The 12,174-nt window shown below is 52.9% G+C and carries 8 protein-coding genes; 1 reads left to right on the top strand and 7 read right to left on the bottom strand.

Features of this window, described 5'->3' with window-relative positions:
* Positions 1 to 53: 53 nt before the first annotated feature.
* The 7 genes from EBB_RS03065 to EBB_RS03035 form a co-directional block, all read right to left on the bottom strand.
* On the bottom strand, positions 54 to 3,170 hold the full coding sequence (locus EBB_RS03065) for an efflux RND transporter permease subunit (protein WP_192392413.1): 3,117 nt from the start codon (positions 3,168 to 3,170) through the stop codon (positions 54 to 56).
* Positions 3,167 to 4,234 (bottom strand): efflux RND transporter periplasmic adaptor subunit, encoded by a 1,068-nt coding sequence (locus EBB_RS03060; protein WP_192392412.1) that lies wholly within the window; start codon positions 4,232 to 4,234, stop codon positions 3,167 to 3,169. The genes EBB_RS03065 and EBB_RS03060 overlap by 4 nt, the downstream gene beginning before the upstream one ends.
* Positions 4,235 to 4,275: 41 nt before the next feature.
* Positions 4,276 to 5,202 (bottom strand): hypothetical protein, encoded by a 927-nt coding sequence (locus EBB_RS03055; protein WP_192392411.1) that lies wholly within the window; start codon positions 5,200 to 5,202, stop codon positions 4,276 to 4,278.
* A gap of 109 nt (positions 5,203 to 5,311) precedes the next feature.
* Positions 5,312 to 7,747, bottom strand: coding sequence for a tetratricopeptide repeat protein (locus tag EBB_RS03050; RefSeq protein ID WP_192392410.1), 2,436 nt, complete (start codon positions 7,745 to 7,747; stop codon positions 5,312 to 5,314).
* Positions 7,692 to 9,047: a P-loop NTPase family protein gene (locus EBB_RS03045; RefSeq protein ID WP_192392409.1), complete on the bottom strand. Its 1,356-nt coding sequence runs from the start codon at positions 9,045 to 9,047 to the stop codon at positions 7,692 to 7,694. The genes EBB_RS03050 and EBB_RS03045 overlap by 56 nt, the downstream gene beginning before the upstream one ends.
* Before the next feature lie 472 nt (positions 9,048 to 9,519).
* Positions 9,520 to 10,863, bottom strand: a complete 1,344-nt coding sequence (locus EBB_RS03040) for a DNA recombination protein RmuC (RefSeq protein WP_225587219.1) — start codon at positions 10,861 to 10,863, stop codon at positions 9,520 to 9,522.
* A gap of 31 nt (positions 10,864 to 10,894) precedes the next feature.
* Positions 10,895 to 11,527 carry a hypothetical protein gene (locus tag EBB_RS03035; RefSeq protein WP_192392408.1) on the bottom strand — a complete coding sequence of 211 codons (633 nt, stop codon included), beginning with the start codon at positions 11,525 to 11,527 and terminating at the stop codon, positions 10,895 to 10,897.
* A gap of 144 nt (positions 11,528 to 11,671) precedes the next feature.
* Here EBB_RS03035 and EBB_RS03030 point away from each other — a divergent pair, with 144 nt between their 5' ends.
* Positions 11,672 to 12,172: a phosphate-starvation-inducible PsiE family protein gene (locus EBB_RS03030; protein WP_192392407.1), complete on the top strand. Its 501-nt coding sequence runs from the start codon at positions 11,672 to 11,674 to the stop codon at positions 12,170 to 12,172.
* Positions 12,173 to 12,174 lie beyond the last annotated feature (2 nt).

The following is a 12,174-nucleotide window of genomic DNA, read 5'->3' as shown; positions in this document are numbered from 1 at the left end:
AACCGCGAAAATAGCCGATACCCGCATAAGCGCTGCGATATTGTTCTTAACAATTAAACTGCGATTCTGAACCAAGCTGCATACAAAGCCGGCAAAAACAGCAGAGTTAATGCAGTCGCAACAGTCAACCCCCCCATAATCGCCACCGCCATCGGCCCGAAAAACGCGCTGTGGGTGAGGGGAATCATCGCCAATATTGCCGCCGCCGCCGTTAGTACGATAGGCCGGAACCGGCGCACCGTCGAATCGACAATCGCATCAAAATCCGAACGCCCGGCCTGCTTATCCTGATCGATTTGATCGACAAGAATCACCGAATTACGCATGATCATTCCGGAAAGTGCGATGGTGCCCAACATCGCCACAAAGCCGAACGGTTGTTGAAAAATCAACAAAAACAAGGTCACGCCGATCAAACCGAGCGGCGCTGTTAATAACACCAGGGCCATCCGCGAAAAACTGTGCAGCTGAATCATCAGAACAGTTAATACTGTTAAAAAGAACAAAGGCATACCGGCAGCCACCGAATCGCCGCCCTTAGCCGATTCTTCCACCGCGCCGCCGGTCTCCAGGCGGTAGCCGGGCGGTAATTGCCGCTTTATGTCGACCAATTGTTCTTCTATCTGTGCCGACACCATTGGCGCCTGCATATTGCCATACAAATTCGCACGCACCGTGACGGTAGGAATACGATTACGCCGCCAAATCAAACCTTCCTCAAAACCGTATTCCAGTTCCGCGACCTGCGACAGGGGCACACTGCGTCCGCCGGGGATCGGAATCATCAAATTTTGCAGCCGCGATAAATGCTTACGTTCGATTTCGGCGCCACGCACCAATAAGTCGATGCGCTCGATGCCTTCGCGAAATTCGGTCACATACAAGCCTTGTAGCGCACCATTGACAATATTGGCAATATCGCTGGAACTAATCCCCAGCAATCTGGCTTTAGATTGGTCAACATTCACGCGCACCACTTTCACCGGCTCTTCCCAATCCAACTGCACGTTGGACGGATAAGGATTGGCGCGCATCACATCCGCCACCTGATGAGCAATCGTGCGTAGCGTTAATAAATCCGGCCCGGAGACTCTGAATTGCACGGGAAAACCTACCGGCGGGCCATTCTCCAAACGTAATACGCTACCGCGCATATCCGGAAAATCCTGTTCGAATAAGTGTATGAGTTTATCGCGCAGCTGTTCTCGCTCCGCAGGGCCATCGGTCAAGATTACAAACTGCGCAAAGCTGCGTTGCGGTAGTTGCTGATCCAAAGGCAAATAAAAGCGCGGACTGCCGTTGCCAACATAAGCCACGTAGTTGTCGATGCCGCTTTGCTTATCCAGCCATGCCTCCAGTTTTTTCACATCGGCTTCGGTAGCGGCATATGACACGCCTTCCGCCAAGCGCAAATCGACGATTAACTCTGGCCGAGTGGAGTCCGGAAAAAACTGTTGCTGAACAAACTTAAAACCGAAAATTGATGTAATAAACATGGCTATGGTTAAAAAAATCACTAGCCAACGGTGGATAACGCAAGCGGCCACCAGTTTTCGGAAGCGCAGATAAAACGGCGTTTGATATAGCTCGTGGGCGTGGTTATTGGGCTGTTCGGCATGTGGTTTTTTCCGTAACTTGGCCCAAATCCGCGCCCAACTCGACGCTTGCTCTTGTCCCTTGCTCAAGTCAGGCAACAAGCGATGGCCTAAATACGGTACAAACACTACCGCCGCGAACCAGGATACCAATAAGGCGATGACCACCACTTGAAAGATCGAGCGGGTGTATTCGCCGGTAGAAGACGCGGCCGTGGCAATCGGCAAAAAGCCGGCAGCCGTGACTAATGTGCCGCTCAGCATCGGCATGGCGGTGGATGTATAGGCAAATGCGGCAGCACGGGTTCTATCCCAACCCTGTTCCATCTTAGAAGCCATCATTTCCACGGCGATAATGGCATCGTCCACCAACAAGCCCAAGGCCAAAATCAACGCACCCAGGGAAATTTTATGCAAGCCAACGCCAAACAGATGCATCAGCCAAAAAGTGACCGCCAACACCACCGGAATCGTGATCGCGACCACGATGCCGGTGCGTAAACCCAACGACAGCAGGCTAACGCCTAATACTATGACGACCGCTTCGGTCAGCGATTTGGCAAACTCGTTAACCGAGCGCTGCACCGCTTTCGGCTGCGAAGACACAGTATGCAATTCCAAACCCACCGGCAATTGGGCTTGGGTAGTTACCACGGCCTGGTCCAGATCGCGGCCCAGCTTGATGATATCGCCGCCAGCACGCATCGCCACACCGATCAACAGCGCGTCATGGCCTTGATAGCGCACCCGGTCCTTGGGAGGATCTTCAAAGCCGCGGCTGACTTTGGCGACATCGCCCAGCCGAAATTCGTTGTTATTGGCGCGAAAACGCACGTCCCGCAGCTCTTCCAATCTATCGTAACGACCGGTTACCGCAATTCGAATATGCTCGTTTTCAGAATCGAAATTACCGCTACCTGTCACCAGATTCTGCGCTTGCAAGGTGCGAAGCAAGGTGGCTACGTCGATGCCGATGGTCGCTAATTTGGCATTGGACAATTCGACGTAAATGCGTTGTTTCTGCTCGCCGAAAAAATCGACCTTGGCGACATCGTTCACTCTGAGCAGTTCGGCGCGCAAGGTTTCCGCGTGACGCTTCAGTTCCGCATAGTCGTAGCCGTCGCCGGTCAAGGCATACAAGTTTCCGTATACATCCCCAAACTCATCGTTGAACGTCGGCCCTTCAACGCCGGCCGGCAGGGTATAAGCAATATCGCCGATTTTTTTGCGAACTTGATAAAAAATATCCGGGACTTGCGCCGCGGGTGTGGAGTCCTTGGCCGACAGAAAAATTAACGATTCCCCCGGCCTGGAATAGCTGCGTAAATTGTCCAGCCAGGGTACTTCCTGGAGTTTTTTTTCCAGTTTATCGGTGACTTGTTGTTCCACTTCCTGGGCGCTGGCACCGGGCCAACCGGTGCGGATAACCATCACTTTGAAAGTGAACGGCGGATCTTCCGACTGGCCCAGCCTGGTATACGAAAGCATCCCCACCAAGGTCAGCATCAACATGGCATATAAAACCAATGCCGGGTGCCGCAAAGCCCACTCGGAGAGATTGAAGCCCGATTTCATGGTTGGCTCCGCAGCGGCGTTGCCCGGACTTTCTGGCCGGGTATCAAAGTTTGCACCCCAGCCACCACTACTTGTTCGCCTTTTTGGATACCGCCGGCAATCAACACGCCATCTTCGCGAAACGCGCCAGCCTGAACGGTTCTAGGCTGAACTTCACCGTTCGTCGGATTCACCACCCAGACGACGGATTGACCTTCACGCTGAGTGAGGGCTGTGGTGGGTAATAAAAAATCCTTGGTGTCCTGATGATAAAAACGGACGCCGGCCGTCATGCCCAAACGTACCGAATCGTCCGCATCCAGCAAAACCACACGTACTTGAAAAGTACGTGTGAGATTATCGGCCGCCGGTGCCACTTCACGAACCTTACCTTTGTATACGGTAGTGGGATTGGCCCACAATCTGATTTCCGCCGGCACATCAACAGCAATGCCCAGCATGCGCGACTCGGGAACGGCTATTTCTACTTCCTTATTCTCCGGCACTGCGATACGGACAATAGGCTCGCCGGCAGCAACCACCTGGCCCGGTTCGGCCTGAACTCGGGTAACCACGCCATCCCGCTCCGCCAGTAACTGCGTGTAGCGCGACTGATTGCCGGTTACCGCGGCTTGTGCGCGGGTTTGCTTTACCCTGGCCGCCGCGGCCTTGAATTGCGCTTCCTGAATATCCAAAGCCTGGTTGGAAATGAATTTGCTGGCGTGTAATTGGCGTTGCCTATCCAGCTCTGCTTGGGCCAAGGCTAAATCGGCTTCCGCCGCCCGGACTTCCGCCTGCGCCGCTTGGGTGGATAAACCGGTATCCATACTATCCAGTTTGGCCAACAGCTGACCTTTCGTCACCACTGCGCCTGTATCAACATTGCGTTCGATAATTTTGCCGTTGATGCGAAAACCTTGAGCACTTTCGTAGCGGGAGCGAATTTCACCTACCAATATGATAGGAGCGGCTGCGGTTTGTTCGCCTACTGTCACCACTAAAGCCGGTCTGGGCGCTGATGCCGTGGGCGCTGGTTTTTCGCAAGCAGCCAGCAATAGCGGCAACGTCAACAACAAATATTTCATTTTATCCCCTTTAAAATAGACCGAACGGCATCCAGCGTTACTTATGCCATTGCCTTGCGGATTAACTCCAGCGGCACCAACGAAATCAATGCTCTAAACAACAAGGCATTATGATTGTTGACGAGGCCATAACATTCGTAATCCAAGGGTGTGGCGTTCAAATCGCCGAAATCGTGCGCGGCGCAATCTGCCGCGGGTTTGATCAAAATATGCACCGCGTCGTTACTTTTAAGCTGCGACAAACAGCGCCTGTCGATAGAAATTTTGTGCGAAGTATAGACCATGGGGTTACGCTCGAAATCGTGCAGCCATTTCAAAGCTTTTTCCAGTAACGCACTGGAGAGCAGTGCGCACGGAAACATCTCCGGGAAAATCACCTTATCCTGCAATTCGTCGAAATACTGGGTTTGATCACGTAGCGATGCACACAGAAAATTCTTGGCATTGCTGGTCATCATGAACTTACGTTTTAGAAAAAAACCATTATTCAAAAAACAACGGTCAGGCTGGATTTTTAATTCGCCGACCCGAGACAAATCCGGCTGATCTAAAAACAGCGGCTCAGCGGTTTCTTTTTTATAGCCGGTCAGAGCCAGTTTGCCGTCGGCCTTGACGATAATCCGATTGCTCAAGCTTGGCGACGGTTCGTTCTTAAATACCGAGTCTTTAATATCCACTTCAATCGCCTGGCCCGGCTTAATGGCATTGGCAAAGGCAAACTGGTAATTGCTGAAGTTCAAGCCCTGTTCGGCTAGCAATTTTTCTTCGTCATGTTGCCGGCGATAATCGGCTATCTTGCCTTCGATCAAGGACTCCAGCTGAAACCCCAAGGTAATCGGGCCATTAAACGGATTGCCGTTGATGTTCTGCCACTTCCGGCTATCGTGGAACAGATTGAAATCGTCTGTGGAATTGCGGGCGATGTCGATATGCAGCTGGCTGAAAACGTCCGGCTTATTTTGATTCATAGAGGCGGTCTCCGCTGGGCTTTGGATACAAGGCGATTCAACTCGCCGCATGCTACCACCTATCATCGGCATCACAAACTTGGCAAAGGCGGCATACTGCGTTTGCAGCTTAGTCTAGCTGATCGTTGTTTTCCAGGGCTTGCAGGCGGGCGCTGACCCAGGCCAGATCTTTGGCATATTGCGGAATATTGGGAAAGGCCGCCGCCAGTTTTGCGGCTAACTCCTTGCTTTCCTTAAAAAAGACCTCTGCCTCACGCGACCGTCCGAGGGCCTGCTCCACCACGCCGATCCTGATTAACGACACGAACAATTCGCGCAGCGTTTGCGGACTGTCGCCCAGCGCCTCCCGCAGTTGCCGGCGCAAGCCCAAGCTTTCGGCGCAGGCCGCTCGCGCGGCTTCCAGGCGGCCCAAGGCATTATCCACATCGCCGATGTTATTCAACGACACACTCAAATCGCGTAGCGCTTGCGGACTGTCGCCCAGCGCCTCCCGCAGTTGCCGGCGCAAGCCCAAGCTTTCGGCGCAGGCCGCTCGCGCGGCTTCCAGGCGACCCAGGGCATTATCCACGTCGCCGATGTTGTCCAGCGACACACTTAAATCGCGCAGCGCTTGCGGACTGTCGCCCAGCGCCTCCCGCAGTTGCCGGCGCAAGCCCAAGCTTTCGGCATAGGCCGTCCACGCTTCTTCCAGGCGGCCCTGGGCTTTATCCACCGCGCCTATCTTGTTCAGCGAAATACTCAAATCGCGTAACGCTTGCGGACTGCCGCCCAGCGCCTCCCGCAGTTGCCGGCACAAGCCCAGGCTTTCGGCATAGGCCGCCCGCGCGGCTTCCAGGCGGCCCAGGGCTTCATCCACATTGCCGATCTTGTTCAGCGAAATACTCAAATCGCGCAGCGCTTGCGGACTGTCGCCCAGTGCCTCCCGCAGTTGCCGGCTCAAGTCGAGGCTTTCGGCGTAGGCCGCCCGCGCCACTTCCAGGCGGCCCAAGGCATTATCCACATTGCCGATCTTGTCCAGCGACACACTTAAATCGCGCAGCACTTGCGGATTGTCACCCAGCGCTTCCCGCAGCTGCCGGCGCAAACTCAGGCTTTCGGCATAGGCCGCCCGCGCTTCTTCCAAGCGGCCCAGGGCATTATCCACATCGCCGATCTTCTCCAGCGAAATACTCAAATCGCGCAGCACTTGCGGACTGTCGCCCAGCGCCTCCCGCAGTTGCCGGCTCAAGTCCAGGCTTTCGGCGTAGGCCGCCCGCGCGGCTTCCAGGCGGCCCAAGGCATTATCCACATCGCCGATGTTATTCAACGACACACTCAAATCGCGTAGCGCTTGCGGACTGTCGCCCAGCGCCTCCCGCAGTTGCCGGCGCAAGCCCAAGCTTTCGGCGCAGGCCGCTCGCGCGGCTTCCAGGCGACCCAGGGCATTATCCACGTCGCCGATGTTGTCCAGCGACACACTTAAATCGCGCAGCGCTTGCGGACTGTCGCCCAGCGCCTCCCGTAGTTGCCGGCGCAAACTCAGGCTTTCGGCATAGGGCGCCCGCGCTTCTTCCAAGCGGCCCAGGGCATTATCCACATTGCCGATGTTGTCCAGCGAAATACTCAAATCGCGCAGCACTTGCGGACTGTCGCCCAGCGCCTCCCGCAGTTGCCGGCTCAAGTCCAGGCTTTCGGCGTAGGCTACCCGTGCATCCTCCAGCCGACCCAAGGCTTGGTTTATATCGCCGGCGTAAGCCAAAATCATGCTGACACTGCGCTTGGCGTCGGGCGTGTCAGGCTTCTCGGCCGATTGCCGCAATACCGGCAACATTTGCTCGACAACTTGCCCGGCGGCAGCGTAATCCATTCTCTCCATAGCTGCGTCAAGCGCGGCAAAAGCCGCATCCGCCGACAGCCGCTGTTTGTCGGTGGTGTTTGCCCACAAGCGCCGCCATTCCAGTTCGGCAGCCGACAATTCCCGGCTGGCCGCCAAGCTGGCATAAGCCGGTACATACTCGGAGCGGCTTGTCGGTACGATAGGCACCGGCGTCGGTAAATCGGCGGTAAAGCTGCGGATGCTCCATAAATCCGGCAGCATGCTGGGCACATCAATACGAAACTCGGCCGGCAACAGCACTACTAGAGGGCAGGCGACATCGCGCTCCAATAAAAAGCGTCTTTCGTTAAGACGGGCCAGCAACTGCCACACCGCCCGGCGCTGGCTATCGCCATCCAAGCGCAGCTCCAACCACAAGGGCGGACGTTTGTCGCCCAGTGGCCGGACAGCCAGTATCGCCGCCAAAGTGGCATCCAGTTGGTCGGGCTGTTGCAAAACAAAATGCCGTAACGGTAGGGTATTGATACTCAGCAAGTCTTGCAGGCGCTGTTTTAAGGCCTGGATCGGTGCCGGATGCCGGCTGAACAACACCGCCAGCATAAAGCCGCGCGCCCATTCCAGATGCGGGCGCAGCCTACGCCAAATGCGGTCCAGCTCGTTTTGATAATCGGCGTCAGTCACCTTTGGCAACGATGTCGCGCAGCAGCGGATGCACATCAAACCAGTCATCGCCGTTGCGGTAGTTGAGGATGTATTTGCCTTCGGTCAAGCGGGCAAAATCCGGGAGTTTGTCCAGGCTTTCCAATTGCCGGTCGTGCTTTTCCAACACCCGCGCCAACACCTGTTTGTCGTCGCGCGCCAGCGGCATATCGTTACGCAAGGCGCTTTCCGCGCTGGTCAGCACCGCATCGGGCAACGGCAGGGATTCCTGGTACAGGGCTTCGGTGATGCATAAACCCACCAACCGGAAAAAATCGCGCAAATCGCCACCGGAATTGGCGGCCAAGCGCAATAGTTGCTGTCTATGAAAAAACTGACTCCATGCCGGAAAACGCCGACCGACAATATCCACCATCGCATTCAGTCCGGTTTCGGAAGGCACCGGCGCTGCGCCGTCTAACGGACGGTTTTCGTAAACATGCACGCTGGGCAGCATATAAATTTTGCCGCCGGAATACAAAGCAGCCAGGCTACCGGCCAAGGCTGTCAAATACGGCGGAATAGTGCAAACCAAATACAGCGGCGGAAAACGCAATTTGTCGGCATGCCCGGAAAAAATGGTTTCCACGCTCTTGAACACTTTACCTATGTCTTCGCTATCGCCGACGCCGCGCAAGCGTTCCACCGAATCCAACAGTAACACCACTTTTTTATCGGGCTGACCTGCTTTGCGGCGGGCGACAGCCACAACGTTTTCGACGAATTTGCGCGCTTCCTGTACCAATCTGGCGACGTGACCGCGAGTGCCTTCCTGGAGTCTTTTCTTGAAAATGGGATTTTCCCGCAGCGACATTTTCAAGCTGGCTTTGAGGTCCTCGCCGGCTTCCAAGCCAAGTTCCTCAATGTTGACTTCACTTTGCAGAAAATTCCAAACCCGTTCGAAAAAGCCGATGTTGGCGGGATCGTGACCGTAGCGGTCTTCGATTTTTTCCGATAAACCGCCGAGCATGCTGATCAGAAAATCGGTGATTTCCACGGCCATGGTTAAATTCAAGTATTCCGCCATATCAACGTAAAACACTTCGCAACCCTGCTCGCGCAGCATTTCCGCCAGACGCATCAGTTCGGTGGTCTTGCCGGTGCCACGGTTTCCGGAAAATAAATAGGTACCGCCGCCTTCGTCAAAATCTATGCGATCGGCCAGTACCCGAACCAGGGGCCTATCGGGTCCGTGTAAACCTTCCACGTAAAGGTCTTCGCTAACCCCGTCCGCGATCAAAGGATGCTCGCCGAATACCACGGGCCGGGTAGCATCCAATGCATTGAGGCAAGCTTTTATTTTGGGGCGTAATTCTGCCGGGTTGACCATGAGTATCTCTAGCCTAGTTCAGTAAACATTCCTTTTGGAAATTTTAGTCATGTTAGCACGCTGCATGGATTACTTGGGCCCATCCGGACATAGGGTCCGGATAGGTGTATTTCAACGGGCAATGTTAAGAGATGGCGCTTGTGGTTCGACCCACATCTATTTAGCTGTTAATCGTATCACCGGAAAAGACGGCCCAAAAAACGGTTTCTGTTGAAAACTTGTTGGTCGATGGGCTATGAATTTGTGGATAAGTTGTCTGAAAAAACCCGGATTCGAATTATCCCCAGTCTATAAACAAGCAAAAAGCCTTACGCATAACAGCGTTAATTTTCAATAAGACTTTGAATTAAGGTTAATAAACGGTGTTTTCCACAGATTTTTCACAGCTAATAGTAATAATAATCTTAAGATCTATATAAAGTTATTACTATTATTGCGCCTAGATTCTAGCCATTAAGCCCCCCAAGAAACATCAATCTTCTGCAGATAGTTGTTCGGTCAGGCTTTTAGGCAACTTCTTCTTAACTTTCACTCCCAATTCTTCTAAGGCCCCGGCTTGACGCAGCAAATTGCCGCTGCCGCTACTCAGTTTGTTGACGATGCCGTCGTAGGTTTTTTGTATCGTGCTGAGTTGGTTGCCCAGTTTTTCAATGTCTTCGACAAAACCTCTAATCTTGTCGTAAAGGCTGCCGGCTTTATCGGCGATCAAGCGGGCGTTTTCGTTTTGTTGCTCGTAACGCCAGATGTTTTGCACGGTGCGTAAAGTCGCCAGCAATGTCGTAGGCGTAACGACGACGATTTTGTGTTCAAACGCATCGTTGAATAATTTTTCGTCTGCTTGGAACGCTGCCATGAAAGCGGCTTCTATGGGCATGAACAGCAATACAAAGTCGAGTGAACGTAGACCTTTCAAACTGGAGTAGTCTTTATTGCTTAAACCTTTGATGTGGTTTCTGACTGCTTCGGTATGTTGTTTCAGCGCTTCGATGCGTTGGTTATCGTCTTCCGCCGAGCAATAACGCTCGTAGGCCACCAATGAAACTTTGGAATCGATGATTACATCCTTGTTTTCCGGTAAGCGGACGATGACATCGGGCTTGAACAGCCGATTATCTTCGTCGCGAAACGCACCTTGGGTTTCGTATTCGATGCCTTTGCGTAAACCGGATTGTTCCAAGACTTTTTCCAGGATCATTTCGCCCCAGTTGCCTTGGGTTTTATGATCGCCTTTCAAGGCGCGGGTCAGGTTCAGCGCTTCCTGATTCATTTTGGCAGTATCGCGGCGTAGCGAGACGATTTCTTCGCGTAAGGAAATGCGGTCCTTGGTTTCGTTGTCGTAAACACTTTCAACCCGGTTTTTAAATTCGCCGAGTTGTTGCTTAAGCGGCGCGACCAAACTTTCGATACTGACTTTATTGTGTTCGGTAAATTGCTTGCCACGTTCTTCGAAGATCTTATGCGCCAGATTCTCGAACTGGGTTTTTAGCTGATTTTCCGCATCTTGCAGTAGGCGGATTTTCTCAGCGTTGCTTTTGTGTTGTTCTTGCTGACGGGCGTTGAGATCCGCGTTTTCGGTTTTCAACTCTAACAATTGTTGCTGTAGCAACTTCAGTTCGGATTCTTTTTGCGCCAACAGCAAAACCCGCTCTTCGGCCACCGCCAATTTAACAGCCTGTTGTTGGACTTGCTGTTGCTGCTGCTCTAACTGACTTTGCAATTCGCGCTGCCGCTTACCGCTCAGCCAGGTGCAAGCCAGGTAACCAAGCAAAGTCGCCAACGGTATTGCCGCCAGTGCCATCCCTATTCCTATTTCCATCGAAACCCTCTTAATGCATCAAGCGAACGGCTTATCGCGGCTTGATCGATAAATCCCCAATCGTAAAGCCAATATCAAAGCCCTTGCCTTTACCCATTAACACCAGAGAAATTTCGCCGCGGGTCAATACTTGCCTATCCACCGAGTTTTTAATGCCAAAGTGATTGCCCAGCGAAATGTAATCGCCAAAAATTTCGCTGATATATTTCACATCGGTGAAATGGCCTTCGCCTTCGATAACCGAATAACCAATCGTAAAACCTATGCTTTTTGAGGACAGCTTGACCGGGGCCTTTTGGCCATTTCGGCAGGTGATTTCGCCGGTGCCGTCGTATTGCTTATAAGCCAGCGAAAAGCCCTCCATCTTGTAGGTCATGCTGCAAGTGCCCAGTTTCTTTTCGCCAAACTGCTCGTTAAAGTCAACTTCCGCTTGATTGGGCTGCTCAGTCTCGGTAGCGGCTGGCGGGGCTGGGGATTCCGCTGATTGAGCGGTCGGGGCGTCGTTCAGTGGGTGGGTAACAAAATCGGCGTGGCTCAGATGTGGAAATACGGTGAGCAAGCCAAACACCAAAAGCAAAGACTCGTTTAATTTGTTATGTGGGTACGCGCATTTCTGGTTACAAACCGATAAAAGCGATTCAATGTGCTTGGTCAGTCTATTCATCTGTTTTAGTCCAAATCGGTTATCTGTAAAAACCACTGTCGCGCCAAGAATGGGGGAACTATTGAAATTCTAACTCGCGGCAACTACTTTCGCGCATATTCATACTAAGTGCATTTATCTTTTGAAGATCAAGGAGTAAACGGCATGAAAAATCACATATCAAGTTGGCGAAATTTTTGTAAGGACTGGAATGCATTGACGTTTTATCAACGCTTCGAAAGCGGCGTCGCGTTTTCGCTGACCTTTTTGGTGATGTTAGTGGTCAGCGTCGCTTTGTTCAGGTTATTCGTTGGGGTAATCGGCGGACTGGTATTCGATGCTTTGAATCCTTTGGACCACGAAATATTTCAACAGGTGTTCGGCGAAATCATGACCCTGCTGATTGCGCTGGAGTTTAATCACACCTTGCAATACGTCGTGACCCGCGAGCAAAGTGTCATTCAAACCAAGGTCGTGCTGTTGATTGCCATGTTGGCGCTTGCGCGCAAGTTTATCGTGCTGGATCTGGGCAAAACCTCCGCCGAGGTATTGCTGGCCTTGGCAGTAGCGACGTTAGTATTAGGCGTGACGTATTGGCTGGTGCGTGAACGCGATGATCGCTTGTTAGAAATACAGCGATCTAACTCAGAACTGGAGAATAGATAGGC

It is taken from the genome of Methylomonas fluvii (genome assembly GCF_014850975.1).
Taxonomy (GTDB): Bacteria; Pseudomonadota; Gammaproteobacteria; order Methylococcales; family Methylomonadaceae; genus Methylomonas; species Methylomonas fluvii.
Note: the sequence above shows the minus strand (reverse complement) of the source record. Positions and strands in the feature narration are given on the sequence as shown.